The organism is Acinetobacter sp. TY2 (genome assembly GCF_046269225.1).
In the GTDB taxonomy this organism is placed as follows: domain Bacteria; phylum Pseudomonadota; class Gammaproteobacteria; order Pseudomonadales; family Moraxellaceae; genus Acinetobacter.
The window spans coordinates 42,132-68,453 of record NZ_JBJZOR010000012.1 but is presented as its reverse complement, the minus strand read 5'-3'; the positions used below and the strand labels follow the sequence as shown (position 1 = coordinate 68,453).

General features: G+C 38.7%; 22 protein-coding genes and 1 other RNA gene. 17 read left to right on the top strand and 6 right to left on the bottom strand.

Translation table 11 applies throughout. From position 1 onward, the window contains the following. The first annotated feature begins 77 nt into the window (after nucleotides 1-77). Nucleotides 78-983 carry a TIGR01777 family oxidoreductase gene (locus tag ACK1JC_RS09550; protein ID WP_409511639.1) on the top strand — a complete coding sequence of 302 codons (906 nt, stop codon included), beginning with the start codon at nucleotides 78-80 and terminating at the stop codon, nucleotides 981-983. A gap of 69 nt (nucleotides 984-1,052) precedes the next feature. Here the strand turns inward: ACK1JC_RS09550 and thiO are convergent, their stop codons facing one another. Next, nucleotides 1,053-2,153: a glycine oxidase ThiO gene (gene thiO, locus ACK1JC_RS09545; protein WP_409511638.1), complete on the bottom strand. Its 1,101-nt coding sequence runs from the start codon at nucleotides 2,151-2,153 to the stop codon at nucleotides 1,053-1,055. Nucleotides 2,154-2,607: 454 nt separating this feature from the next. After that, nucleotides 2,608-3,621, bottom strand: coding sequence for a porphobilinogen synthase (hemB, locus tag ACK1JC_RS09540; protein ID WP_409511637.1), 1,014 nt, complete (start codon nucleotides 3,619-3,621; stop codon nucleotides 2,608-2,610). A 118-nt stretch (nucleotides 3,622-3,739) separates the two neighbouring features. On the opposite strand from hemB, the gene ACK1JC_RS09535 reads away from it, so the two are divergent. The 3 genes from ACK1JC_RS09535 to ACK1JC_RS09525 all read left to right on the top strand — a co-directional run bounded on the left by ACK1JC_RS09535 (nucleotide 3,740) and on the right by ACK1JC_RS09525 (nucleotide 7,291). Then, the gene (locus ACK1JC_RS09535) at nucleotides 3,740-4,279 is read left to right on the top strand and encodes a thioesterase family protein (protein ID WP_409511636.1); all 540 of its coding nucleotides are present in this window, start codon (nucleotides 3,740-3,742) and stop codon (nucleotides 4,277-4,279) included. A 335-nt stretch (nucleotides 4,280-4,614) separates the two neighbouring features. Continuing rightward, nucleotides 4,615-5,763 (top strand): HlyD family efflux transporter periplasmic adaptor subunit, encoded by a 1,149-nt coding sequence (locus ACK1JC_RS09530; RefSeq protein ID WP_409511635.1) that lies wholly within the window; start codon nucleotides 4,615-4,617, stop codon nucleotides 5,761-5,763. Between the two features lie 4 nt (nucleotides 5,764-5,767). Continuing rightward, complete coding sequence (locus ACK1JC_RS09525; protein WP_409511634.1) at nucleotides 5,768-7,291, top strand: DHA2 family efflux MFS transporter permease subunit; 1,524 nt, start codon at nucleotides 5,768-5,770, stop codon at nucleotides 7,289-7,291. A 98-nt stretch (nucleotides 7,292-7,389) separates the two neighbouring features. On the opposite strand, the gene glpK is transcribed toward ACK1JC_RS09525, so the two are convergent. Continuing rightward, complete coding sequence (gene glpK, locus ACK1JC_RS09520; protein WP_409511633.1) at nucleotides 7,390-8,874, bottom strand: glycerol kinase GlpK; 1,485 nt, start codon at nucleotides 8,872-8,874, stop codon at nucleotides 7,390-7,392. A 129-nt stretch (nucleotides 8,875-9,003) separates the two neighbouring features. On the opposite strand from glpK, the gene ssrA reads away from it, so the two are divergent. The 5 genes from ssrA to ACK1JC_RS09495 all read left to right on the top strand — a co-directional run bounded on the left by ssrA (nucleotide 9,004) and on the right by ACK1JC_RS09495 (nucleotide 15,555). Further along, nucleotides 9,004-9,362, top strand: a transfer-messenger RNA (tmRNA) gene (ssrA, locus tag ACK1JC_RS09515). 182 nt (nucleotides 9,363-9,544) lie between these two features. Continuing rightward, nucleotides 9,545-10,684, top strand: coding sequence for a tyrosine-type recombinase/integrase (locus tag ACK1JC_RS09510; protein ID WP_409511632.1), 1,140 nt, complete (start codon nucleotides 9,545-9,547; stop codon nucleotides 10,682-10,684). Nucleotides 10,685-11,050: 366 nt separating this feature from the next. Then, on the top strand, nucleotides 11,051-13,435 hold the full coding sequence (locus ACK1JC_RS09505; RefSeq protein ID WP_409511631.1) for a hypothetical protein: 2,385 nt from the start codon (nucleotides 11,051-11,053) through the stop codon (nucleotides 13,433-13,435). A 241-nt stretch (nucleotides 13,436-13,676) separates the two neighbouring features. Then, entirely contained in the window at nucleotides 13,677-14,618 is a 942-nt protein-coding gene (locus tag ACK1JC_RS09500; protein WP_409511630.1) for an inovirus-type Gp2 protein, read from the top strand. Between the two features lie 70 nt (nucleotides 14,619-14,688). After that, nucleotides 14,689-15,555 (top strand): hypothetical protein, encoded by an 867-nt coding sequence (locus ACK1JC_RS09495; RefSeq protein WP_409511629.1) that lies wholly within the window; start codon nucleotides 14,689-14,691, stop codon nucleotides 15,553-15,555. A gap of 109 nt (nucleotides 15,556-15,664) precedes the next feature. On the opposite strand, the gene ACK1JC_RS09490 is transcribed toward ACK1JC_RS09495, so the two are convergent. The 3 genes from ACK1JC_RS09490 to ACK1JC_RS09480 all read right to left on the bottom strand — a co-directional run bounded on the left by ACK1JC_RS09490 (nucleotide 15,665) and on the right by ACK1JC_RS09480 (nucleotide 17,030). Beyond that, nucleotides 15,665-16,198 (bottom strand): hypothetical protein, encoded by a 534-nt coding sequence (locus ACK1JC_RS09490; RefSeq protein WP_409511628.1) that lies wholly within the window; start codon nucleotides 16,196-16,198, stop codon nucleotides 15,665-15,667. A 64-nt stretch (nucleotides 16,199-16,262) separates the two neighbouring features. After that, nucleotides 16,263-16,568, bottom strand: a complete 306-nt coding sequence (locus tag ACK1JC_RS09485) for a hypothetical protein (protein ID WP_409511627.1) — start codon at nucleotides 16,566-16,568, stop codon at nucleotides 16,263-16,265. A 186-nt stretch (nucleotides 16,569-16,754) separates the two neighbouring features. Next, complete coding sequence (locus ACK1JC_RS09480; protein WP_409511626.1) at nucleotides 16,755-17,030, bottom strand: hypothetical protein; 276 nt, start codon at nucleotides 17,028-17,030, stop codon at nucleotides 16,755-16,757. 821 nt (nucleotides 17,031-17,851) lie between these two features. Between ACK1JC_RS09480 and ACK1JC_RS09475 the strand changes: the two genes are divergently transcribed. The 8 genes from ACK1JC_RS09475 (at nucleotide 17,852) to ACK1JC_RS09440 (ending at nucleotide 26,304) form a co-directional block, all read left to right on the top strand. Continuing rightward, nucleotides 17,852-18,169: a hypothetical protein gene (locus ACK1JC_RS09475; RefSeq protein WP_409511625.1), complete on the top strand. Its 318-nt coding sequence runs from the start codon at nucleotides 17,852-17,854 to the stop codon at nucleotides 18,167-18,169. Between the two features lie 63 nt (nucleotides 18,170-18,232). After that, entirely contained in the window at nucleotides 18,233-19,270 is a 1,038-nt protein-coding gene (locus ACK1JC_RS09470) for a DUF932 domain-containing protein (RefSeq protein ID WP_409511624.1), read from the top strand. 150 nt (nucleotides 19,271-19,420) lie between these two features. After that, nucleotides 19,421-20,464: a YqaJ viral recombinase family protein gene (locus tag ACK1JC_RS09465; RefSeq protein ID WP_409511623.1), complete on the top strand. Its 1,044-nt coding sequence runs from the start codon at nucleotides 19,421-19,423 to the stop codon at nucleotides 20,462-20,464. A gap of 118 nt (nucleotides 20,465-20,582) precedes the next feature. After that, on the top strand, nucleotides 20,583-21,512 hold the full coding sequence (locus tag ACK1JC_RS09460) for a hydrolase or metal-binding protein (protein WP_409511622.1): 930 nt from the start codon (nucleotides 20,583-20,585) through the stop codon (nucleotides 21,510-21,512). A gap of 68 nt (nucleotides 21,513-21,580) precedes the next feature. Further along, nucleotides 21,581-21,811: a helix-turn-helix transcriptional regulator gene (locus tag ACK1JC_RS09455; RefSeq protein WP_409511621.1), complete on the top strand. Its 231-nt coding sequence runs from the start codon at nucleotides 21,581-21,583 to the stop codon at nucleotides 21,809-21,811. A 280-nt stretch (nucleotides 21,812-22,091) separates the two neighbouring features. Further along, nucleotides 22,092-22,325 (top strand): hypothetical protein, encoded by a 234-nt coding sequence (locus ACK1JC_RS09450; protein ID WP_159128025.1) that lies wholly within the window; start codon nucleotides 22,092-22,094, stop codon nucleotides 22,323-22,325. 233 nt (nucleotides 22,326-22,558) lie between these two features. Beyond that, complete coding sequence (locus ACK1JC_RS09445) at nucleotides 22,559-25,012, top strand: type I restriction-modification system subunit M (protein ID WP_409511620.1); 2,454 nt, start codon at nucleotides 22,559-22,561, stop codon at nucleotides 25,010-25,012. Between the two features lie 2 nt (nucleotides 25,013-25,014). Next, the gene (locus tag ACK1JC_RS09440) at nucleotides 25,015-26,304 is read left to right on the top strand and encodes a restriction endonuclease subunit S (protein WP_409511619.1); all 1,290 of its coding nucleotides are present in this window, start codon (nucleotides 25,015-25,017) and stop codon (nucleotides 26,302-26,304) included. The last annotated feature ends 18 nt before the right edge of the window (nucleotides 26,305-26,322 follow it).

Sequence of the window (26,322 nt, the reverse complement as noted above, 5' to 3'; positions counted from 1 at the left end):
TAATTGACAATATTGAAGTTGATTGAAGATGCAATAGCCACCCAATAATCATAGATGAAAAGAATGAAAGGTGGCTTATGATTCAAGAAAAAGTATTGGTCACAGGGGCTTCAGGTTTTATTGGACAACGCCTTGTTAAGTTTTTACTTGATCGTGATTTTCAGGTCATTGCTTTGACCCGTCAGGCAAATCGTGTTGCAAAACATCCAAATATGAAATGGATTCAGCATTTCGATGAGATTCAAACGCATCAAATTGATTATGTAGTCAATTTGGCAGGTGAAAGTATTGGTGATGGACGTTGGACAGATGCACGTAAAAAACAGCTGATTCAAAGTCGAGTTGAAACGACACAGCAATTGTATCGCTATTTGCAAAAAAATAAGATGAAACCGAAACGGATTATTTCAGGTTCTGCAATTGGTTTTTATGGCATTGACCCATCTGAACTTTGGGCTAAAAGTTGTAATGAGCATAGTGAACCACAAGCTATTTTTATGTCAGAGCTCTGCCAACAGTGGGAACAAGAAGCACTGAAAGATGCTGAGCAAGATACACGTATTATTCGATTAGGTATCGTGTTTGGGCAGGGTGGGGGTATTTTACCGAAAATGTTATTACCCATTAAATTAAATTTGATAGGAAAAATTGGATCAGGTAAACAGCCGATCACATGGGTGCATATGGATGATGTCATTCAAGCCATTTACTTTTTATTTAAAACCACATCAACAGATAAAATTTATAACGTTGTTGCGCCTGACCATATTTCTCAAGCTGAATTTGCAAATATCACAGCATTAACTTTAAAACGTAAACCATTTTTAAGCCTACCTGCATGGGTGATGCGTTTGATGATGGGCGAGCAGTCACAATTGGTGCTCAATGGGCAATATGTAAAGCCAAACGCATTGATGGAAGCAGGATTTAAGTTCAAATATTCTGATTATAAATTGGCATTGAAAAATATCATGGGTGAATAATTTCGCTATTTCTAACATGATTATTTGGGTAGTTTTTTAAATCGCTTAATGTTTGTGTATCAAATCCTTTTAAATCAGTTGTAATGGTGAATAGGCTGTAGGATCAACATTTGTCGGTTGCTTTAACATCAGTTGTCTAAGCAATTGTGCCGATGATGGTCCCATACATAAACCATTTCGATAATGTCCGAAATTTGCCCAAAGATTTCCAATATTTGGCATTTGTCCAATATAGGGAATACCTGTGGGGGAGCTTGGGCGTAAACCTGCCCATTGTTTTACAATCGGAAAATTGGCAAGTTCAGGGACTATTTGCGTACAGGCTTTAAAAATATTTTGTTGAGTCTGCACCGATGGTCGATGCTCAAAACCAAGATGATTCATACTCGAACCACAGACCACATGACCATCTAAACGAGGAATCAGATACATGACCTGATTCATACACATGGTCGGTAGCCAATTTTCAGGCGTTTTAAAGAGCAACATTTGCCCTTGTACTGGTTCAACGGGAATCTGAACGTGTAGTTGCTTCGACCAATGATTTGACCATGCACCAGTTGCAATCACAAATTGATCGGCAACAAATTTTTTCCCATTTTGTGCTTGAATAGATTGAATTTTCCCGTATTGAATGTGGAATTCATCAATCCATGTGTTTTCATAAATCTTGACTTGAGGGTGCTGTTTTAAATATGCCGTGAGTGATTTTAATAATCGTGGATTACGCACATTGGCAAGCTGTGGAAAATGAATTGCATGTTGAAATGCTGTTGAAATATGCGGATTGACATGTTCAAGTTGTTCACGTTTTAAATATTCACAGTGTTGCATCGGCTCATTGTATAAATTTTTATAATTCAATCCAATTTCAAAATTATCTTCATCAAAAATTAACATACCAGTTTCATTAATTTGAAAATCGATGCCTGTTTTGGGTGATATTTTTGCATTCCAGTGTTGATATAAAGCTTTACCATCTTTTGCTAAGTGATTGACTTCACGCGGATATCGCCATGGATACATCGGGGAGAGAATTCCACCACCTGCCCATGAAGCAGCATGTCCTGTCTGTTGTTGATCAAATAGACTTATTTCACAGCCTTGCTCTACAAGTTCGAGTGCGGTCAGTAATCCGCTGACCCCTGCACCGATAATGGCGATGTGCATGCTGTATTTCTGTTTAAAAATGTTTAGATATTAGAGCATATTGAAAATAGCATTGTGAATATTTTTCTTTATATACATAAAAATTATTTTCAATTTCACTTATGCATAAAAAAGATAAGCATGCCATTTTTAGTTGGATTACAAAATGTTTTAAACAAAATATGATTTCCTTAATTGATATTAAGGTCACCACCATGAATGAGTCAAGATATTTTAGGGCTTGCATATAGTTATAAATATTGATGTAAAACTGTAAGGTTCTTGCAAAAATTAAAACTGAGTATTGATCATTATTTAAATTTTAAGTTGGAGATTTCTTCTTGTGGGATTGAGGCGTTAGCTCTGCAAGAGTAAAGGGGGAATTAAAAAACCTATTGTTATATGGTAAATTTTAAGATCAAAAAAGCTTCATATTAATGAAGCTTTTTTGTTGATGTATTTTTTAAGATAAAACTTATTTCATCTCTTTTAATTTACGTGCTGCATCTTCCGCGAAATATGTCCAAATACCATCAGCTCCGGCACGGCGACAGCACATGAGTGATTCCATAATGACGCTATCTGACAACCAACCATTTTGAATGGCAGCTGCCAACATTGCATATTCACCACTGACCTGATAAACAAATGTTGGTACGCCAAAAGTATCTTTCACTTCACGCACAACATCTAAATATGGCATACCTGGTTTCACAATGACCATGTCTGCACCTTCTTGAATATCGAGTGCAATTTCATGCAATGCTTCTGCACGGTTTCCAATATCCATTTGATACGTGTATTTATTGCCACCTTTTAAGTTGCTTGATGAACCGACTGCATCGCGGAATGGCCCATAGAAACTTGATGCATATTTTGCTGAGTACGCCATAATGCTTGTATAAATATGACCATTACTTTCAAGCGCTTGGCGAATTGCACCAATACGACCATCCATCATGTCACTTGGAGCAATCACATCTGCACCTGCTTCGGCATGGCTGAGAGATTGTTTGATAAGGGCTTGAACGGTTTCATCATTCAAGACAAAGCCGGTTTCATCCAAAATGCCGTCTTGACCGTGCGTGGTATAAGGATCAAGCGCACCATCTGTGATGAGTACCATCTCAGGCAATTCTTTTTTCAGTAGGCGTAAAGTGTTTTGTACTAAACCATCTTCATGCCAAGCAGCTTCTGCTAATAAACTTTTGTCTTCTTGTGGCGTTACAGGAAAAAGTGCAAGCTTCGACACACCCAATTCAATTAAGGTTTCTGATTTCTTAAGCAACAGATCGGCTGAAAGACGTTGCACATTCGGCATGCTTGGAATGTCTTGGCTTTGATTTTGACCCGGAAGTACAAATACTGGATAAATAAGATGATCTGCTGTTAAATGCGTTTCGCTAACCATAGCTCTGAGTTGATCATTCTTGCGGATACGGCGCATACGAGTTGCAGGAAACGCTGGACGATTGAACGTATAAGTCATAACAATCTCATTATTCAGTATTAAACTAGTGGCTTATTGTAGACTCTTAATATTTTTTTTGGAAAAAAGTGTGTGCTTTTTTCTTGATGATGTCGATTTGAAAAAGCGGTGATGTAAAATGAATAATTCTCCTCAAGATTCGCTTAAAAGTGATTCAACTCTCCAAGAGTCACAAAAGAAGTGGACAGGTAACTTACATTTAGGTGCTAAAGCTGATATCAATGTCGTACTCAATCAGTTAACGCAAGCATTTAATGGTTCACCTTATTTTTCTCATAACGCCATGCAAATGCGTGTAGTTGATGGTGAAATTGAGGGTTTCATTGAAATGAAACCCTACTTGATTGGAAATGTTGCTTTTCAAATTTTACATGGCGGTGTTGCTGCAACTTTACTCGATAGTATTGGTGGCATTGTCGCGATGGGAGAATTATATAAACGCGCTGAAGCAGATCAACTGCCCGATACACTTAAAAAAGTTTCACGCCTTGCGACAGTCGATATGCGTGTAGATTATTTGGCACCGGGTCGTGGCGAGTATTTTATTGCTCGTGCTGAAACACTCCGTATGGGACGTAAAGGTTGTACCATGCGTATGACAATGACCAATAATGAAGGGAAGGCGATTGCCACTGCTATTGCGTCTTATGCGTATTGATTAAATTGACAAAGTGTACTAATTGGTACACTTTGTACTCATTGTGTCAAAACGAACCATTAAAATAAGCATTCTGGTGGCTTATTTTTTATTTAAAAGAAGAATAGAATCAATAGTATTGCTTTAAAAATTAAAATTAAACTATAGAGTTATTTTTTTATTCTCATATTGTGATTTTTCATAGTAAAATTAGACCCTAAAATTTTAAGAAATTGACTTGACCATCCTCAATACAAACCTTCAAATACCATAAACTGTGATTCAGACTATCTTCAGATTATAGGTTTAGAGTGTGCTGATGTTTTGACCGAGTTTAAGTCAGTTAGGAATATGCGATGACCGAAGCACAAAATACACCTGATCCACAAATTGAATCGTCAGAAACTGACCAAGCAATGAAAACCAAGCGTAAGAAGTTACTCAGTATCCTTGCGGTGATTCTCATCATTATTGCGCTTGTGTATTCAATTTATCATTTAGTATTTGGACAGACAGTCAGCACAGACAATGCTTATGTCGGTGCAGAAACGGCTGAAATTACTTCAATGGTGAGTGGGCAAGTTGCCGAAGTTAAGGTCAGCGATACACAGCAAGTGAAACAAGGTGATGTGTTGGCTATCGTTGATCCTCGAGATGCACAAATTGCACTTGCACAAGCACAGGCGGAACTTGCTAAAGCTAAACGTCAATATACGCAAAGTTCTGCAAATAGTAGTTCGTTATCATCTCAAATTATGATTAGTGGTGATGACATCAATAGTGCCAAAGCGCAGGTGGCACAATCACAAGTGGCACAGCAACAAGCACAACAAGAGTTTGATCGTCGAAATAAACTCAGTGCTTCGGGGGCAATTTCTAAAGAAGAGTTTACCAAATCACAAAGTGCTTTAGACAATGCTCAAGCTAACTTGAAAGTGGCACAAGCAGCTTTAGCACAAGCGGAATCGAAACGTAAAGCAGCCCAAAGTAATTTGGATGCCAATGAAGCACTTATTAAAGGTGCATCACAATCTTCAACACCTGACGTATTGGTTGCACAGGCAAAAGTTGAACAGGCTCAGTTAGATTTACAGCGTACAGAAATTCGTGCACCACTTGATGGTGTGGTGGCACGTCGTAGTATTCAGGTGGGACAACGTGTTGCACCTGGTTCAATTTTAATGCGTATTGTTCCAATCAATCAACTTTATGTTGATGCGAATTTCAAAGAAAGCCAATTGGAAAAAGTTCGAGTTGGGCAAACGGTTACATTGACATCAGATTTATATGGTGATGATGTTGAATATCACGGTAAGGTCATTGGTTTTTCAGGTGGAACAGGTTCAGCATTTGCCTTAATTCCTGCACAGAATGCGACAGGGAATTGGATTAAAGTGGTTCAACGTTTACCCGTACGTATTCAACTTGATTCAAAAGACTTGGAAAAATATCCTTTACGTGTTGGTCTTTCTATGGAAGCGACCGTTGATTTAACAAAGAATTAAGATCATGAATACTCCAGTATTTCATGATCTGAAGGGCGGAAGATTAATTTTCGCTGCCTTCGTTTTGGCATTGGCAAACTTTATGGTCGTACTCGATATGACCATTGCCAATGTGTCGGTACCGCATATTACTGGCAGCTTAGCAGTATCAAGTTCGCAAGGCACATGGGTCATTACCTCTTATGCAGTTGCCGAGGCGATTTGTGTTCCACTCACAGGGTGGCTGGCAGGGCGTTTTGGTGCAGTTCGAGTCTTTTGTATTTGCCTGATTGGTTTTACGCTATTTTCAATTTTATGTGGGCTTTCAAATAGTTTAGCCATGCTTGTGATTTGTCGTATCGGGCAGGGTTTATTTGGTGGACCAATTATGCCGCTCAGTCAAACATTGCTGATGCGAATTTTTCCACCCGAAAAACAGGCTCAAGCCATGGGCATGTGGGCAATGACCACCGTTGTTGGTCCAATTCTCGGTCCAATTTTGGGTGGGACCATCAGTGATAATATGTCTTGGCACTGGATTTTCTTTATCAATATTCCTGTCGGGATTTTCTGTGCTGTTGCAGCAATGCGCTTATTAAAATCGGCAGAAACACCAATTGCAAAATTGAAAATTGATAGTGTGGGTTTAGCATTGTTGATTTTATGGATTGGCGCATTGCAGCTCATGCTTGATCTTGGACATGAACATGATTGGTTTAGCAGTAGTCTCATTTGGATTTTGGCAGGCATTACCATTATTGGTTTTATTGTCTTTGTGATTTGGGAAATCACCGAAAAGCATCCTGTGGTGAATATCCAAATTTTCAAATATCGTGGCTTTACCGTTGCGACCTTATCACTTGCTTTTGCCTTTGGCGCATTCTTTGGCAGTATTGTATTGATCCCACAATGGTTGCAAATTAATCTAGGTTATACAGCTTCTTGGGCAGGTTATCTGACAGCAACAATGGGGTTTGGTAGCTTGTTGATGTCACCCATTGTGGCAAAACTAGTGACGAAATATGACCCAAGAGCATTGGCGAGTTTTGGTCTGATTTTAATGGGTGTAGTCACCTTGATGCGTTCATTTTGGATTACAGATGCCGACTTTATGACTCTGGCATTGCCACAAATTATTCAAGGTTTTGCTGTACCATTCTTCTTTATTCCTTTAACCAATATTGCACTTGGTGCGGTTCGTCCTGATGAACTTGCATCTGCAGCGGGTTTAATGAACTTTGTTCGTACTATGGCAGGCGCGATAGGGGCATCCATTGCTGTTACGATTTGGGATGATCATGCCAAACTTGCACGCAGTGAAATGGTATCGAGTATGCATGTTGAAGAGACACAGCAAAATTTAATGCAGAATGGCTTTAGTTCCGAGCGAGCATTAGGTGTTATATCTAATCTTGTCGATAAAGAAGCACTGACAATGTCAGTCAATCATGTTTTTTTGATTTTTGCGATGTTATTTATTTTTGCAGGGCTATTTATTTGGTTAAGTCCAAAGCCGAAAGGTTCAGTTGGTGCAGGGCATGCACATTAAGATTTATGATTCTTAGCATAATTTAGAATGTAAAAAGCCCGATTTAATGATCGGGCTTTTTTATGATTTTTATACTGCTCAAATGTCGAGGCTTTTACTTAAAGCGAAGACTTTGCGCGTTGTAAGGCACTATTCCATTGTTCTAAATGGAAAGTCCGCTGATCGGTACTCATATTGGGTTCAAAAGAACGATCAAGTTGCCAAGATTCTGCTATCTGTTGTAGATTATCAAATACACCTATTTTTAAGCCAGCCATTGCTGCTGCACCCCATGCGGTAGATTCAAGCAATTTGGGACGTAAAACAGGAACATTTAATATGTCTGCTTGAAACTGCATGAGCATATCATTTTGGCTTGCACCACCATCGACACGTAACTCTTTTAAGGGTTGGTTAATGTCAGATTGCATAGCGGTGAGGACATCGGAAACCTGAAAAGCAATTGATTCTAAGGCAGCACGGGCAATGTGGGCTTTATTTGTTCCTCGTGACATACCACAGAGTAAAGCGCGCGCATCGGTATCCCAATGGGGTGCGCCTAATCCTGTAAATGCTGGAACAAGTACGACACCATCAGTGCTATTGACTTGGCAGGCAAGTTTTTCCACTTCAGTACTATTTTTAATAATACCCAAACCATCTCTTAGCCATTGCACTATAGCACCTGCCATAAAAACACTGCCTTCTAAAGCATAACTGGTTTTATTTTGGCAGTTCCATGCGAGTGTGGTGAGTAGTTGATTTTGGCTATACTGTAGTTTTTTACCGGTGTTAAAGAGCATGAAACATCCTGTGCCATAGGTGTTTTTCGCCGTGCCAGCTTCAAAGCAAGATTGACCAAATAGTGCAGATTGTTGATCGCCCATGACACCCGCAATTGGAATTTCTGCACCCAATAAACCAGGAGCAGTATTGGCGACATATTCATCTGAACGAATAATTGTAGGTAAAACTGAACGTGGAATATCAAACAGTTCGAGTAGTTCAGTGTCCCACTGTTGAGTTTCAAGATTCATCAACATGGTACGAGAGGCATTACTTACTTCAATAACATGCTGACTCCCTTGAGTTAAATTCCAAATTAGCCAACTGTCAATAGTACCAAAAGCGACATGACCTTGTTGTGCGAGTTCTCTTAAGCCATCAATATTTTGTAATAACCATACTAGTTTTCCTGCACTAAAATAGGGGTCAATGCGTAGCCCAGTTTTTTTATGAATTTTATTCATTTTGTTGTTTTGTAATAGGCTGTTGCACCATTCTGCCGCACGGCGGTCTTGCCAAATAATGGCAGGAGCGAGAGGGGAACCTGTACGTTTGTCCCAAACGACTGTAGTTTCTCGTTGATTGGTTAGTCCGAGTGCTTTGAAATCTTTAGCGAGAATACGGGCTGAAGCCATGGCTTGTTGCACAACCGCAATTTGTGTCGTCCAAATTTCTTGTGCATCTTGTTCGACCCAACCCGAATGTGGCGTTTTAATGTGTGTTTCTCTTTGAGCGGTCGCATGTACTTTTCCATTTTCATTAAAAATGATTGCGCGGCTCGAAGTCGTTCCTTGATCAAGTGCTAGTAAATAGCTCATCGTTTTTCTGTTATTAGCTTAAAAAAGAAAATATTAGCGTATTTATACTCATTAGCGTATCAAGAAGTGTAATTGTTTGAAAATATGATCGTATTTTTAATTAAATATGTTATGATAACTGCGTACTTTGGGGGTGTTTCTGGCTTCGACGCTGGTGATGAAACTCATAGATGCATGCCGAGAGCGCATTTTCTCTCGTAAATCAAATTTGCATTTTTTAGTCGCAAACGACGAATCATACGCTCTAGCTGCCTAAGGGCAGCTTGTCCGCCTCTCCGAATACTTGTGGTTAGAGAGTCCGACTGAAGCGCACGCACACAAGTCCGTATTAAAGCCACGCCTCGGGGCTTTGTACTAAATTTAGAGGATCGCCTGAGTATCCTGTTCGTCGGGTCACAAAGGGTTAAAATAATAGACGATATCTAAGCATGTAGTATTCTCGAGCGTAGTGCTGGCGGACGCGGGTTCAACTCCCGCCACCTCCACCAAAATTCAATTCAGAGCTGTTCGACTGAATGTAAAAAAGCCTTTAAACTCAATGTTTAAAGGCTTTTTTATTGCCTTGTTTGTCCGATGCTGTCCTAAGCGATTTGACCCTATTTTTGCTTTGTGTGGGTAAAAATTGGCAAAATTTACCCAGAAATTAACACAACAAATTCTGGTTAAAGATATGTCACTCACAGATGCAGAATGTAGAAAAGCCCAACCGAAAGACAAGCAATATCGTCTATCGGATTCACATGGTTTATCGCTGATTATTACGACTAAAGGGCAGAAATATTGGAATGTCCGCTATACCGTTCATGGGCAGCGTCAATCTGAGTCACTAGGACCATACCCAGAACTTAGTTTGAAAAAAGCGAGAGAAATGGCTTATGAGCTTAAATATAGACATTCCAAGTCAGTACTTCATGAGGACATAAAGCCTTTCTTTAAAGAAGTAGCTGAAGATTGGTTCGAGAATCAGAAGGAGACGTGGTCTCCAAAACATATTAGCAATGTCAGAGCATCTCTGGATGAGTTGTATCTTTCATTAGAAAATAAGCGTATTAATCAGATTCAAGCACCTGAAATTTTGCAGATCATAAAAAAGATTGAGGCAAGAGGCTCACTTGAAGTAGCTAAACGCACCTTGTCTCGTTGTGGAATGGTTTTGAAATATGCCATTGCTCATGGCTATCGTTACGATAATCCTGCAGGTGATTTGGTTTATGCCCTTAAGAATAAAAGGGTTAAAAACTTAGCCTCTTTAGCTGCCGCTGAAATGCCTGGGTTCCTCAGACGTATTAAGGCTTATCCTGCTGATGCTCAAACACACCATGCCATTGTCCTGATTATGCTTACAGGCGTTCGAGTAAGTGAGTTACTGCAAGCACGCTGGGATGAGTTTGATTTGGAAGGCCGTAAGTGGGATATACCTGAAGAACGCATGAAGAATCGTCTTCCGCACCGTGTACCATTGACGGACATGATGATTGAAGAACTGCAAGCTTTAAGACTTACCCATAATCAAGAATTGCTTTTCCCACATCGTCTAAGTAATAAAGAACCGATGCGTAGTGAATCCATTTTGGCAGTCATTAAGCGGTCAGGCTATGCAGGTCGAATGACAACACATGGTTTTAGATCGTTATTCAGTACGGTCCTTAATGAGTCAAACCTATTTAATCCCGATGCGATTGAACGCCAGCTTGCTCATGTTCCTCAAAACAGAATTCGCTCAGCCTATAACCGAGCACAGTACTGGGATGAGCGTGTAAAAATCATGGAGTGGTATGGGGAGCAGGTTATGAAATGGTTGAACGTCTAATTTATTGAAACGCTATGTTATTGAACATAGCGTATGTATCAAAATTATTATTAAGATAAATTTAATTATACTTTACTTATATTTGATGTCTCGAACTGCTGATCTAAGATCGATTCTTATTTCTTCAAACTTCTTAAGCTAATTTATTTTTCCATTGTTCGTAAAATTACTTTTTCAGAAAAAGAATAAGTCATGCATAAATTTCACACTCATTAAATAGGAATAATAGTCATTTTCATTTATATTCTGGCAAATTATATGTTTTTTTATTTTGAATTAATAGTTTATATAAATGTGATTAATAGTAGAAATATGGAATTGATTTGTTTGATATAATACTTACTTTTACTGATATTTTATTAAAAAATGAAAATAATAGAAATCAAAAAAAATGATATTTTTAGAATTTTAAGCCAGCGTGTTCAGCGTTCCATTAGAACGCGAAAAGCTGAGAATTCTGAAAGTGATTTATTCTTTAATGAATCACTACATGTTTTGAAAAACATAGAATTTTTTGTTGATAAAGTCTTGAATCGCGTAATAACAAACCTTAATACCTATGAAGAGGCAGTCAAAAATAATGATCAAAATCGGCTTGATCAAGTACACGCAACTTTCAGTGCATTACGTTTTGATCGCAATATGATGAAATTACCAAATATACGATTGAGTGATAATTTCAATATTTTTAAAGAAATCTACATAAATCCAGAAATCACAAAAAAATTACAGCAACGACTTCGGATGGCAGGAGTGATTGATCTGGAAGAGTTGCACTTATTTAACCAGTCATTTTTTCAAATTGATGACATTAATATTGCAAGCGACAAAAATTGGAATACAGACAGTTTTCCTAAGGAAAAGTGCTTTGATGGTATATCTAAAATTCAAGAGCAAGACGAGCACGATTACATTGCTAAAGGGGAAAAAAGAAAAGAAAGACTGGATCATTTAGGTAAGTTGTATCAATCATTTGATTTTTTGCTTGAACAACTAGGCAGTGTGTATGTCCTTTGTGTTGATGTTCGATTTATCAATCCTCATCAAAACCGCGACGCCAATAGCTTCGATCATTTTTTTAATTTAATTTATCAACAACTTCCAATGGTATACAGTCTTTTACAAAGCTTACCCAACGTTGTCCGTGCAAACACTAAATTTGAGCATGATTTTCATTTAGGCGTGAATTTGCATTGTATTCTTATTTTTAAGCATTCTCCGAAATTTGATGAACAAGGTGTGGTTGAACAGTTGCAATATCTGTTTGATTTGAACTTTAGGAATCATTTTTATATACAGGTACGAAATTGGAATGAAGTTGTCCGTAAAAACTTTTCAAATAAGGCAGTTGGACATATAGGTAAGGCGAATCTCGGAAAGATCGAGCAATTCAAGTATTGGATTTTAAGTTATTTTTATTTGGTTGATGACTATATTAAGTTGGAATATATCAATGAACTGAATGAACAGCCTTATGAAATAAATTTTTATTTGGATACTTTGAATTCTGCTATACCCCAAGTTATGGATGTTGTTATAGTCAATCCTAAGCCAGTGCTCAAATTTCAACAATTAGTCACTCAAACTGATGAAAAGAAAATTTGGTCTACTCGCCAATTGTCAAAGAAAATGAAAATATACATGGCGTTGGCTGAATTATATTACAGTGAGCAATTCGCTGATAACCAATGTTTAAAACAATATTTACTGGATTTTGAAATGATGGCTGCAATGTTGCAGCAGAGTTTTGAGCAACCCTTTTTAATCCCTATACTGTCATCAAATCAGACATTAACTGACAAAGAGCTTCGGAAATGTTTGAGTCTGACTGGTAAGCGGCTATTGTCGCTGTTGAAGCGGAGTAGCTTACTGAACCAATTGTCACTGGACGATAAAAAACGAAATGTTGGTTTGAATGCACTATCAATGTTTGAAAATTTAAACTTTTCCACAAATACACTAATCCTTGAGGAATCAATAAATTTTCATAGTGCCAAATATGTCAATGAATTTGCATTCTTTTGGTATGAGCTCCAGCATAAGTCAATGGATAGTATTTTTTTAACATCTGAAAATAATGCTGATTTTAAAATATGTCTTGAGGGTAATTCGGACACATTAAGTTTATATCTTGATCACAAGCGGAAGGTCTGTGATAAGCGTTTAGTGAGTTCAAAACAATATGTTAAGAAGCTATTAACAGAAGATGTTTATCTGCTGCATGTCAAGTTAAGTTGTGAATTGAACAGCGGTGTATTGAGCCAAGACAATTTATCAAAAGCATTTACTAGTTTTTTAAGAACGGGAAAGCGTGCTAAACCTCTCAAATGGTTGTTAGGTTACTTGGGCCTATGGCAATTAGATGCTCATAATAATCCTTATGTGGATATGTATATGTTCCTTGAAAGGGGCTGTGTGAAGCAGGTAAGTCATATTGAAGAATTGCTCTCAGAATATTGGAATAATTTTATTACAGAAAAATGCGCGACTTTTTTGGATGTGCCGAGTACATGTATCCGACATACACCTGTTGAGTTGTTGCCCATATACCGTTCCAGATCTGAATACGCTGAAAGTTTTATATTGATTCAGGCCAAAGATAAAAATGCTCATCACTTCATTTTGGAAACTCTAATCAAATTTATTGTATATCGTGATCTGTTTCAGCTTGATAGCCAAAAAGATGTGCCAAAGGTACTGATCAAAGGTTCTAAGACAACAAATGACAAGAGTAGTAACCCCAAAAATTAACTTTAGCTTCACTTTGCTAGTTTAAGTCATGTGTTTTATGCTCAGTCGATCTAATCGATTTGCTGTTAAGTCGTAGATGGAGCTTAGCGGGTTATTAAAGTTATTATATATAATACTAATTATATACTTATCAATATCTTATTTAATTATTGATTGATTATTTACTCATATATATGGGTAAACAAGTAAAAGATTACAGACATGGTTGTGATATGAATCCTAACATGATGAGTATCACAACATGAATTTAACTACACCAATCAGGAATGAATCTAACCTTTGTATTGCGATTGAAGACTTTGTTTATAGCGTCTGTTTTGAACAGATGAGTGAACAACAGTTCAAACAGTCACTCAGTACATTATATGAAGCGTTTCAGTATTTCTATTCAGCACAGCTTCACTACACTGTATCCATCCAATATTTTATTCAGTGTAAGTACTGGATTGATCATTTTCTGAATGGTCAATCTGCATCACAGATCTTAAATTTTAATACTCAGCAAGTTCAAACCCTATGCTTTGTACTCTATCAATATCAAAATGATTATTGGAATGAGCATGCTCGTTTTATCCAACAAGAACAGCAGAATCGAAATTCACTGTATCAGTACCTGACTAAACTCATTACCCATTATTCTGAGCTGTTATTTGTGCGTGTTGATTTGGGTTATCTCGAGGCACAACAGGTTTATGTAGGTATTCAAGATGTTCAACAGCATATGGATATTTTAAGAAATCGTATCGCAAATCAAGATGGATGTTTCATGGGTTTACGGGGTTATGCATGGGCATTAGAGCAGGGGGTAGATAAAGGCTATCATTGCCATTTATTGCTGATCTATGATCCATCTAAACGTCAGAATGACTGGTATCTCGCTGATCAGGTTTGGCAAATGTGGAACAGTATTACGGGTAATATTGGTGTGCACTTTAATTGTAATACTACGGAGCATAAGCAGAAGTTTATGCGGAATGATCGCTTAGGTGTAGGGCTTATTCGATGTAGTAATCCTCAAGAAGTAAGTAATGCTTTGACTGCTGCTATGTATCTGGTCAATCCTGAAAAGTATGCACAGCATTTACGAGCGAAAATACCGTATATGCGCAGCTTTGGCACAGGTCAATTTGAAGTACATTGGCGTAGAGGTATTGCACAAACCTTACAGCAATGTGGATTCTAAATTAATTCACCATTAAAAAGTTACGGTACTCCTAAGTCTATGAAATAAATAGCTTAGGATGTGTTTTACCATGACGACTTACAACGAATCTCAAACATTTTGTGAAATTGAAAACTTTATTCAAGCAATCTTAGCCAATCAAATCAGTGTTGAGCAATTCAAACAGCAGATCATTCCCTTGATTAAGAAATCCAGACGATTCTTTGTGGACGGGAATAATTACATTGCAGCAATCATTGTGTTTAAGTTACTTGAGCAGATCATCTTTAAAGCCAATGCGTTTAAGTTCTATGATTCGATTCAAGACTTACCTGATCATGTGGTGGAAGGTTTTATCAAATACGTACAAGATCAAGCCGGGTTGATTGAAGCGGATTATCAAGCCGATCAGAAGCAGCATAAGGCAGATGTGAAGAAGGCTGAACGCTTCCTATCAGAATGTATACAACAACAAGATCAATTGACCATCTTTCCAGTTTGTTTAGGGATTCAACCTGAAGCGCTATCTATGATTCGCTTATATGATCTTGATCTTTACCTCAGTGCTTTCCTAAAGTTAATTCGATCCAGAGATACTGAGTTATTTCGTTCAACTCACTCAGTGATTTGGCAGATCAAACATGATCCAGAACAGGGCTACTATGTTCAGTTATTCTGTATCTACGCTGGACAAGCACAAGCTGTCACTCTAACGGATCATGCACGTAGAATCGGTGAGCAGTGGTTGGAGATCACTAATGACTATGGCGCTATTTCATTTAAAGAGCACGAGTTGAAAGGGATCTTGGTCAATTGTTTGGATGACAAGCAGATTCAACGTGCTTTGCAAGCTGTAAAAAACCGTTTAAACAGCCATGCCAATAATCATTATTTAAGAGTGACAAGGCTTCGTAGAAAGACCTTTGATTGTCAGCGTATCGGTCTGAGTTTGGCTTAAAAACGAAGGCCCGCACATATTGCTAACATGTATTGGTGGGCAGTCTATGGGAATGAAGGTTATTCCCATAGATACAGAAGCAAAAACAAGGCCGCTTCATTATTCATGACTAAAAATTATAGGTATAGGTCAATCCGCTATTGGTGGTGAGGGTTACCTCACGTACATTTTCAGCACTACAGCCGAGATATACCTGTGCTACTGAGCCATAGAGCATATTTTGATAATCATAAAACCCTTTGGTTCTACAATTGCCACGATTGATTGATACGTTGGTTAAGCTGGTTGGATCATCATTTAGTGACATGATATTGAGTTTATCCACATAGCCTGTCCCGGAATATTGCGAATGATCACGACGGACACGCACTTCAAACTGTTCTTGGATCGGTTGTTCCTGTGACAGTTCAGTCATTTGCTCAGCATCAGCGCCATTTTCTAAAAATGATTTATCAACGACAAAATCATCTTCGGACTGATTGCTCGTCTCAGGCATATCAGACGTGCTATTTGTGGTAGAGGCTGTATTTTGATCTGATGTTGCCTTGGGTTCTGCTGTGGCTTGAGGTTCTTTGGCTGGACTACATGCGGTTAAGCCCAGTATGAATACACTGGATAAAAGAATCGGGTGAATCAGTTTCATGGCTGAATTCCTAAAAAAATTGCTTATTTCATCTATGAATAAAGTCGTTGTTCGTTCTTAGAGGTTATTTACATTTGCCTTTTTGAACCGATTGCACCAAACGCGGTTCAGTTTTATCTGCATCTAGACGTAGGCAAATGGCTTTCTTAGTTTTAATTGAACTGGAAATCAGTTCTTCACCCTGAATTGGATTGCTACCACCTGCGTTATAAACTTGATAGCGTTTGCCAGTGGTGGTCTTAAAACTAAAGGCATCGCCCGATTCACTAAAGCCTTCGATCTTTTTGACGATGACGGTTACTTTATTAGATTGTGCAAACAGCGAGGTGCAGATCAAACTGAGGCCACAGGCCAAGATGAGTTTTTTCATTTTGTAATTCCTATAGCTTAGTTCTTAAAAATCGTGACAGGCCAAACCACGGCTTTACCGAGGTTGTAGGCATAGCTGTAATGTGCGGTACTACTGCAATTCTTGAAATACAATGAGCAAATCAGTGCGATCAGCACGTAGCCGATAATTAAATAGTTTTTCATGTGTTTCCCCAGATGCTTGAATTTATGACTGACATTGCTGAACAGCGTTTGCCATTACCACGTTAAAATCTTCAGGTGGTTGCATGCTTTCTCGAACTGTGACATCCGCCATTTTTTCCATAAATTCAGGTGAGTAATGCGCTTCGACTTTGTCGTAAATACAGCCACAGGTAGATCGGTCTAAACCACCTGCCTGACAGCCTGCTTTAAAGTCACGTTTGACTTTGCTGTCACAGGCCGTCAGTAGGGTGCTACTGAAGGCAATGGTGATTACCCGAAACCAAGTTTGATATTTCATTTCTGTTCCAAATCATTGTTATCTATTGTTCTAAAGTCATACGGATGGGTTTATTTATGCCAGCCTGCCAGATAAATCAGCAGCCATAGTCCGCCAAGCACAAAAACAAAGGGGCCTAGCATCGCCACCACGACGACAATTAAAATGAGCTGTGCGATCAATTTCATAATGTTGTTCCAGCACAAAGCAGCCCCTGAATTAAAAAAACTCAGTGGTTGATCAGTGCGGTGAAATGAATCAGTGCACAGGGCAAGACAATAAAGTTGGAATTGGAATGAAATACCGAAGTCGAGAAGTAGGTATAAATGAAGTGAGTGCAGGGGAAGCACACAAATTGAATAGCGTCATAATAGATGACTCCTAGATGTATAGAAGTTCTACCAGATCACTGTCAAATGATGGTGGCAGAACGAAGAAGGGTTGACAGACCAGTCATCTAGGAACTGGCACGCACGAGGCGTCCCTCCCTCGCCCTACCGCAACGAAGGGGGACGAACGAGTTCGCCACCAAAAAAATTACTCTTTTTGATGTGCTAGATGAAACGGTCTGTCAAAACCGACTGGCAATGTAGGCCAGCCCTTGCATCATAATCGTTGATAAAAATCAGGTCAATTGATCCCTGTATCAAGTCATTAAAATTGATCTAAAAAAGTATCGGTTAAAAACACATTCTAAAAAAACACAGATACATATCATCTGAATGAGAAGCATACGGCTCCTTCAAAATAGCCTTATGCAATAACCCCATTGACGTTTTGCCTGCTTTCCCCCAAAGCAGGCTTTTTTTATTTCACTCATTTTTATTACAGGAATTATTCAGATGAGTTTGCCATGTCCTTACTGTCAGTCCCGAGATACGGTACTGCTGGAATCCCCACAACATTTAGTCAGCAACAGCAATTCACCTTCAGTGCAAAACAATGTGATGTCACCTCTGGCACTGGCGACGTTGGGTATCAGTGTTTCTAAAAGTTTAAATATCCCCCCGATTGCAGGCGCCTTGGTGGGTGTATTGATCGGTGGTATTTGGATGTTGGTGACCGAGGATGAAGTCCCAAACAGCTCCCATCCAGTTTATAGCCGACATTATTACTGTAATGACTGTGACCGCGATTTTAGTCCAAGCATCCGTAACTAATTTTTAAATGAATTTATCCAATGACCTTTTACAGTAATTTAACTTTTTATAGGAATTAAAATCATGGCACATCAAATTGAACAAATGGCCTATGTCGGTGAAACCCCTTGGCATGGTTTAGGTAATCAACTTGGCCAAAACCAACCGATTGAAGTCTGGGCACAGCAGGCAGGCATGGACTGGCGCATCGAATCTTCAGATGTCAGCTATATGGCTAAAAATGATCGAGGGCAAAGTATCATCATGCCCTATGAAGAACAACGAGTACTCTATCGTTCTGATACTCATGCACCATTGTCTGTGGTCAGTCAGCGTTATCAGGAAGTGCAACCCAAACAAATTTTAGAGTTTTATCGTGATTTAACAGAGCAATCGGGCTTTGAATTAGAAACCGCAGGGGTGCTCAAAGGCGGAAAGAAGTTCTGGGCATTAGCCAAAACTGGACAAACTTCTGCTTTAAAAGGCAAAGATGTCAGCAATGGCTATATTCTCTTAGCTACTGCGTGTGACGGGACACTGGCAACCACGGCACAATTCACCTCAATCCGTGTGGTGTGTAACAACACCTTGGCGATTGCTTTAAAAGACCAAAACTCAAGTTCAGGAGTGGTCAAAGTGCCACACAGTACCAAGTTTGATGCACAAAAAATTAAACAGCAACTGGGTATTTCAGTCCGTGCATGGGATGAGCACATGTATGAAATGAAACAGCTCAGTCAACGTAAAGTGACACAGACTGAAGCGGCAGCGTATTTCGATGCGGTGTTTAACAATACCAGCCTAAGTCCAATCGAACAGGATGAAGGCATTATTCAGTTCTATCGTAATGTAGCCAATTCAGCCACGAAAGCTGAAAACAAGACTGAACCCAATGGACGTGCCATGTCGAAAGTCATGACTATGTTTAACGGTCAGGGTCGTGGAGCGGAACTGAGTTCAGCCAAAGACACCGCTTATGGTTTACTTTGCAGTATCACAGAGTTCGCCGATCATGAACGTCGTGCTATGAGTCAAGATCACCGTCTCGATTCTGCATGGTTTGGTGCAGGGGCGGGGCTTAAGCAACGTGGATTTGAACAAGCTTTACGCATGATGGCCTAATTTCAAGCGATTTATTGCTTAGCCTAAGCTGGCTCATTGCCTAACAGAAACGTTCAACCTTACAAATAATTTAACTCTTTTTATTCAAAGCTGTGTCTACGGACATGGCTTTTTTTATGCCCCAAAATTTAATAATGACAGGAAATTACTATGAACTCAGCCGTAATTCATCCAAACAACGCAACACTGAATATACATGCCAACCGTCCGAAACTATTTACCGCTAAACGTTTCGTAGAGACTAAAAATATGACTCAAGCCGAATGGTTGGAAGTTCGACGCAAGGGCATTGGCAGTAGTGATTGTGCTGCTGCTTGTGGACTTAATCCCTATATGTCGATGCTGGAACTATGGATGATCAAGACAGGACGCATTCAACAAAACATTGAAGATGAAAGCGAAGGCCATGCACCCTTGTACTGGGGCAAGCGGCTGGAACCACTCGTTGCTGAATACTACAGCATACATACTCAGCATAAAGTCCGACGCGTGAATGCAGTACTGCAACATCCTGATCCAGACAAGCATTTTATGTTAGCCAACTTGGATTACTCTGTTGTGGGTAGCGATGAAGTACAAATTTTGGAATGCAAAACTGCAGGGGAATATGGCACCAAGCTGTGGCGAGATGGTGTACCTTTATACGTATTGTGTCAGGTGCAGCATCAATTGGCAGTGACAGGCAAGCAAGCAGCGCATATTTGTGTGTTGTTGTGTGGACATGAAACCCGTATTTTTAAAGTCACACGTTCTGAATCGGTGATTCAGCACATTGTCAATGCGGAACGTTACTTCTGGGATTGTGTAGAAAAGGATACCCCGCCCGAAGCCGATGCCAGTGAATCGGCAGCCAAAGCACTCCAACTTTTATATCCAGAGCATGTACCACTTTCGACCACTGACCTGTCTGAAGATGAGCAAGCCAATCAACAGTTTGAGCAATTGATTCGAGTACGCAATCAAGTCGAAAAGCACCAAGAGCAATTTGACTTACTTAAACATCAGCTTCAGGCCAAGATGCAACAGGCTGAACGCGCCACCTTTAAAACAGGTTCAGTCACATGGAAAAAGGCTAAAGATTCGATCAGCTTGGATAGCAAGGCTTTACTCAAATCACACCCTGAATATTTAAATCAGTTTCCACAAGCCAAGCAAGGGACACGGCGCTTTCAGATTTATGCCAATGGTGCATAGCCAAATTTTATCCATACAAGCATCAGACGAAATACCAACAAGCAAGCTCTTATCTGCCCATGCTCACAGCATGGGCTTTTTTATACGTATTCAATTTACAGAAAAAGAGGAAATCAACATGATTAAAGGTTTAGCAATTACACCACCGATACTCGGACGGATCAGTATCGGTAAAATGGTAGAAAAGAACGGAAAACGCGTTCCTGAAAAGGATGATCAGTTTACCTTGACCTCCCAAATCCAAAACAAGGACGGTTGGGTCAAACATCCATTGGATGAACAACTTAGAGCCAAAGCACCGAATCAAAAACTTAGAAGCATTCCAGTGCGGATGATTTTCAATGATCCCGAACTCAACCTTCGAGCAGAGTACAGCCTATTTGATCGTCAAACAGGACGCCCCGTGTGTGTGGGTAATGGTGAAACTTGCCAACGGCTGACCAATCAAGGGGTAGAGCAACATACCTGTCCATCCCCTGATCTATGCTCATTGGCACAAGGCGGGTTATGTAAACCGTATGGTCGATTGCACGTCAATTTAGATGAATCAGATGAACTAGGGACATTTATTTTTAGGACCACAGGCTTTAACAGTATTCGAACTTTGGCTGCTCGGCTGAGTTACTACCACGCAGCATCCAATGGCTTACTTTCATGCCTACCTTTACAACTAACTTTAAGAGGTAAGTCCACCATGCAAAGCTATCGAACCCCAGTTTATTACGTAGATTTAACCTTACGAGATGGCGTTCATTTACAAGAGGCGATTCAAGTAGCTAAAGAGATCGATCAGAAAAGTAAGTTGAGTGGTTTTAATCAGGCCGCTTTAGATCAGATGGCGCGGCAGGGTTATGGTAATGCACAGTTTGAGGTGAATGTAGGGGAGGGATTAGATTTGGTGGAGGAGTTTTACTCGGATGAGGTTGTTGAGTCTGAACAAACTCAGACTGACCCAAAAACCAAGACTAAACTTAAATTCAATCAAGATAATGGATTTGTACAGGATATTCAGAAAGGGTTGCAGGGGAGTGTGAGGGCAGTGAATTAGTTAATTTTTTACAGACCTCCTGATTATTTGAGCAGTAACGCTCGCATTATTGATTTGGAGTAAATTTCATGAATGCGTTTGTTGGACAAACTTTTCAAATGAATCAACTGATTGGTATTAAAGAAGTCATTAAATTTGTTGGTGTAGGTAGATCCACGATTTATGAAATGATGGATGAATACTCACCTTACTATGATCCGACTTTTCCCAAAAAAGTAAAAATAACTCAGAATCGTATCGGCTGGTCAGCTTATGAAATTCATCAATGGATTGAAAGCAAATTGGCGGAACGTACATAAAACTGGGAGTTTCGGCTCCCTTATTTTTATTAGCTCGTAGTTTGATAGGGAGAAATTATACTTACAAAATTCGATGCTTTTCATAATTAAAATTACATTTAAGATATATTTTTTTCGATAAATTTTAATGAATTAGATCAAAAGTTTAGAGTGTTCTTTTTCTAAGATATATTAATTTTTGTTTTTAGGTATTTGATTTATTTTAGTATTTTTTAATTTTGTGTTGGATGAAATTTGTTCTATAGTTTTGTTGTGGTCAATAACATGTTTGGAGTCGAAAATGTCTGGACAACCTGTACCTTTAGAGAAGCTATTTAAGCAAATGGCTGAAACCATGCAAGCTGAACAAAATAAATTTGATCAAGCAGTTTATCAATCTGCATCACCAACTCAAAAAAAGAGAATGCTTCAAAATTGTTATGATAATGGTATAAAAGTGCCAGATATCTCAAAAAAGACGGGAGTACCAGAAAGTACTATTTATACAAAAATAAAAACAAGAGGTAAAAAATAGCGGTGATGAACTTTGAATTCATGAAATTAACTTTGACAAAATAAAAGCGACAAATATTTGTCGCTTTTATTTATTGGTCTTTTAGTTCAGCATATACCAGCTAGAAGACGAGTTTAACCATTGCTCAGTATAGATAGGTGAAATTTGAATTTTTGTTTAAAAATTAGACAGATATCATTCCTTATTTTCGCTATGATTCATTTCAATATTTAAACAAATGTATTTGGTCAGTCATGGCGATTAAAAAAACAGAACTCTATTCTTCTCTTTGGGCAAGTTGTGATGAACTGCGTGGTGGTATGGATGCGAGTCAATATAAAGACTATGTGCTTACCATGCTGTTTTTAAAATACATTTCTGATAAATATAGCAATGATGACTTTGCCATTATTGAAATTCCTGAAGATGCAACTTTCGATAAAATCAGTGAGCTAAAAGGCAATAAAGAAATTGGTGATAAGCTCAATATCATCATCCGAAAAATTGCTGAAGCCAATAACCTGCGTGGCGTGATTGACGTTGCCGACTTTAATGACGAAGACAAGTTGGGTAAAGGCAAGGATATGATCGACCGATTGACCAAGTTAATCGGTCTTTTCGAAGGCTTAAACTTAGCTGATAATCGTGCAGACGGGGATGACTTACTTGGTGATGCGTATGAGTATTTGATGCGCCACTTTGCAACGGAGTCCGGTAAATCAAAAGGTCAATTCTATACTCCGGCGGAAGTGTCACGTGTTGTGGCAAAAGTTGTAGGAATTAAAAAAGGAACACCAAAAAATGCGACTGTTTATGACCCGACTTGTGGGTCTGGTTCTTTGCTGTTAAAAGCCTCGGATGAAGCCGAGAAAGGCTTAACCATCTACGGTCAAGAGATGGACAATGCGACCTCTGCATTGGCACGTATGAACATGATTCTGCATGGCGATGTCGGTGAAGGTGCCAAAATTACCCAAGGCAATACGCTTTCGTCCCCTGAATATAAAGATGAAGCAGGTCAGCTCATGACCTTTGATTTTGCTGTTGCCAACCCGCCATTCTCTAGTAAGAACTGGACCAATGGTTTAACACCAGATAATGATGAATTTGACCGTTTTGGGTGGGGTGTACCGCCTGAAAAAAATGGTGACTTTGCCTTTTTACTGCATATTTTAAAAAGTCTAAAAAGCAAAGGTAAAGCAGCAGTTATTTTGCCGCATGGTGTTTTATTCCGTGGCAATGCAGAAGCCCGTATTCGTGAAAACCTGATTAAGCAAGGTTATATCAAAGGCATTATCGGTCTACCTGCAAACTTGTTCTATGGCACTGGTATTCCAGCATCGATTATTGTGATTGATAAAGCTGTGGCTAAGCCAATTCAGTTTAATGAAGATGATGAAGTGATCGATGGTCAAAGCATCTTTATGATTGATGCGAGTAAAGGCTTTATTAAAGATGGCAATAAAAACCGCTTACGCCATCAGGATATTCACAAAATTGTCGATGTCTTTACTAAAGAGCTAGTGCTTGAGGGCTATAGCCGTAAAGTTGATATCAAATTTATTGTTCAGAACGAATATAACTTAAATATTCCACGTTATATCGATTCAAGCGAAGCTGAAGATTTGCATGATCTAAGTGCACATTTAAAAGGTGGTATTCCAAAGTGTGATATTGATGCTCTGCAAAATTATTGGGACGTTTTACCAAGCATTCGTGCCAGCTTGTTTGAAAAAGACCGTGAAGGTTATGGACGTTGCTTGGTGGCTGCCAATGAAGTCAAGAAAACCATTTTGGAGCATGCTGAATTTAAAACCTTTGCGGTTGAAAGTTTAAAGCCATTTACGCAGTGGTTTGAACGTAGTGCATTTAAGGCGATTGAAAAAGATCAAAAGCCAAAAGACATTATGCTCCATGTCAGTGAAGATTTATTGCAAAGTTATGCAGATGTAAAGTTATTGTCGAAATACGATATCTACCAAATCTTTATGGAATATTGGGATGAAGTATTACAAGACGATATCTCTGTTATTACCCAAGACGACTGGGCAGGTGCAAAGCTTATTCGTAACTTAACTGCTGAAAAGGATAGCAAGTTAAAAGAAGTACCTGATTTAGTGATTGGAAAAATCAAGTATAAAGCTGAAGTGATTCCACCGCATTTGATTGTGGCGAAATATTTTGCGACTGAACAAGCGACTTTAGATGCAAAACAGGCTGAGTTTGATATTGCAACGCAAGAGTTAGAAAGCTTTATTGAAGAGCATACAGCTGATGAGGGTTTATTGCTTGAAGCCTTAAATGACAAAGACAAAGTGACTTTGGCAACAGTTAAAGCTCGCTTAAAACATGCTGTTGATGCTGAAGAAAAGCAAGTATTAAAAAATGCTCAAAAGTTGTTTGAAGCAGAAACGGCTTTAAAGAAAAAAGTCAAAGAGTTGCAAGAAGCATTAGATCTTAAAGTATTTACCAAGTACCCGACTTTAACTGAAGATGAAGTAAAAGATTTGGTAGTACAAGACAAATGGTTTGCGACTTTAAATAGCAGTATTGAAGCTGAGATCGAGCGTGTGACGCAGCAGTTGGCAAATCGTGTAAAAGAGTTAAATGAGCGTTATGCAGAGCCATTACCACAAATTACCCAAAATGTTGAGGTGTTGAGTTTAAAAGTGGCTGAGCATTTAAAAGCTATGGGTTTGGAGTGGTAATCATGACTCAAAGTAATTTAGCTTTTACAGACGGTCATGAGATACCTAAAGGCTATAAGAAAACTGAAGTAGGGGTAATTCCTAATGATTGGAATGTAGAGAGTCTTCAAAATTTATGCCGTAGTTCTATCACATACGGCATAGTTCAATGTGGACCACATATTCCAAATGGCATTCCATATATCCGTGTATCTGATATGAATTCATCGGAACTAAATGTAGATGAAATGCTAAGAACCTCTCCAGAAATCGCTTCATCATTTGGGAGGTCCAAAGTTGAAGAGGGAGATATTGTCTATGCTTTACGAGGAAAATTAGGTGAAGTAAAAATGGTTGGCACTGAGGTCTCTGGTGCGAACCTCACACAAGGTACAGCTAGGATTGCCCCAAAAAATAATATAGACAATCGTTATTTATTATGGACTTTACGTAGCCCTCAGGCGTTAAAGCAAGCTGTAAAAGAAGCTAAAGGAAGTACATTTGTAGAAATTACTTTAGGTAATTTAAAAGGTATTGGTGTGCCACTACCTTCTTCAAGAGAAGAACAACAAAAAATAGCCACAGCTTTATCCGATACCGATGTTTTAATTTCTGAACTTGAAAAACTCATTGAGAAAAAACAAGCGATTAAAACCGCAACCATGCAACAGCTTTTAACAGGTAAAACTCGGTTGCCTGAATTTATCATGCGTGAAGATGGCACGCCTAAAGGTTATAAAGACAGCGAGTTGGGGCAGATTCCTGATGATTGGGAAGAAGTTTTATTAGCTGATGCAGTAATTTTTCTTGATGGGCTGAGAAAGCCAGTTAAGGCAAGTAATCGAAGTACAAAACAAGGTATTTATCCCTATTATGGAGCATCTGGTATTGTAGATTATGTCGATGATTATATATTTGACGATAATTTAATTTTATTGGGTGAAGATGGTGAGAACATCTTGAGTAGAAATCTTCCTTTAGCGTTTAAAGTTTCAGGGAAGGTTTGGGTTAATAACCATGCACATGTAATGAAACCTAAATCGGATTTTAATATTAACTATCTGACTGAGTTTTTAGAAAGTCTGGATTACTCGTTACTCAACAGTGGAACTGCTCAACCAAAGCTTAATAAGAAAACTTGTATGAATATTAAAGTTTTAAAGCCATCATTAGCTGAGCAAATTTTGATAGGAAATATTATTGAGGAAATGGATCAAGATATTTATTTAAGCATTAAAAGATTAAATAAACTTAAATTTATTAAACAAGGCATGATGCAAGAGCTTCTAACGGGTAAAACTCGCTTGGTATAAGGTGTGGTTAAAAAATAT

Bases quoted from the DNA above. Each gene is read 5' to 3' on its own strand.
- ACK1JC_RS09550 (WP_409511639.1), top strand. From the start codon at position 78: ATGATTCAAGAAAAAGTATTGGTCACAGGGGCTTCAGGTTTTATTGGA.
- thiO (WP_409511638.1), bottom strand. From the start codon at position 2,153: ATGCACATCGCCATTATCGGTGCAGGGGTCAGCGGATTACTGACCGCA.
- hemB (WP_409511637.1), bottom strand. From the start codon at position 3,621: ATGACTTATACGTTCAATCGTCCAGCGTTTCCTGCAACTCGTATGCGC.
- ACK1JC_RS09535 (WP_409511636.1), top strand. From the start codon at position 3,740: ATGAATAATTCTCCTCAAGATTCGCTTAAAAGTGATTCAACTCTCCAA.
- ACK1JC_RS09530 (WP_409511635.1), top strand. From the start codon at position 4,615: ATGACCGAAGCACAAAATACACCTGATCCACAAATTGAATCGTCAGAA.
- ACK1JC_RS09525 (WP_409511634.1), top strand. From the start codon at position 5,768: ATGAATACTCCAGTATTTCATGATCTGAAGGGCGGAAGATTAATTTTC.
- glpK (WP_409511633.1), bottom strand. From the start codon at position 8,874: ATGAGCTATTTACTAGCACTTGATCAAGGAACGACTTCGAGCCGCGCA.
- ACK1JC_RS09510 (WP_409511632.1), top strand. From the start codon at position 9,545: ATGTCACTCACAGATGCAGAATGTAGAAAAGCCCAACCGAAAGACAAG.
- ACK1JC_RS09505 (WP_409511631.1), top strand. From the start codon at position 11,051: ATGAAAATAATAGAAATCAAAAAAAATGATATTTTTAGAATTTTAAGC.
- ACK1JC_RS09500 (WP_409511630.1), top strand. From the start codon at position 13,677: ATGAATTTAACTACACCAATCAGGAATGAATCTAACCTTTGTATTGCG.
- ACK1JC_RS09495 (WP_409511629.1), top strand. From the start codon at position 14,689: ATGACGACTTACAACGAATCTCAAACATTTTGTGAAATTGAAAACTTT.
- ACK1JC_RS09490 (WP_409511628.1), bottom strand. From the start codon at position 16,198: ATGAAACTGATTCACCCGATTCTTTTATCCAGTGTATTCATACTGGGC.
- ACK1JC_RS09485 (WP_409511627.1), bottom strand. From the start codon at position 16,568: ATGAAAAAACTCATCTTGGCCTGTGGCCTCAGTTTGATCTGCACCTCG.
- ACK1JC_RS09480 (WP_409511626.1), bottom strand. From the start codon at position 17,030: ATGAAATATCAAACTTGGTTTCGGGTAATCACCATTGCCTTCAGTAGC.
- ACK1JC_RS09475 (WP_409511625.1), top strand. From the start codon at position 17,852: ATGAGTTTGCCATGTCCTTACTGTCAGTCCCGAGATACGGTACTGCTG.
- ACK1JC_RS09470 (WP_409511624.1), top strand. From the start codon at position 18,233: ATGGCACATCAAATTGAACAAATGGCCTATGTCGGTGAAACCCCTTGG.
- ACK1JC_RS09465 (WP_409511623.1), top strand. From the start codon at position 19,421: ATGAACTCAGCCGTAATTCATCCAAACAACGCAACACTGAATATACAT.
- ACK1JC_RS09460 (WP_409511622.1), top strand. From the start codon at position 20,583: ATGATTAAAGGTTTAGCAATTACACCACCGATACTCGGACGGATCAGT.
- ACK1JC_RS09455 (WP_409511621.1), top strand. From the start codon at position 21,581: ATGAATGCGTTTGTTGGACAAACTTTTCAAATGAATCAACTGATTGGT.
- ACK1JC_RS09450 (WP_159128025.1), top strand. From the start codon at position 22,092: ATGTCTGGACAACCTGTACCTTTAGAGAAGCTATTTAAGCAAATGGCT.
- ACK1JC_RS09445 (WP_409511620.1), top strand. From the start codon at position 22,559: ATGGCGATTAAAAAAACAGAACTCTATTCTTCTCTTTGGGCAAGTTGT.
- ACK1JC_RS09440 (WP_409511619.1), top strand. From the start codon at position 25,015: ATGACTCAAAGTAATTTAGCTTTTACAGACGGTCATGAGATACCTAAA.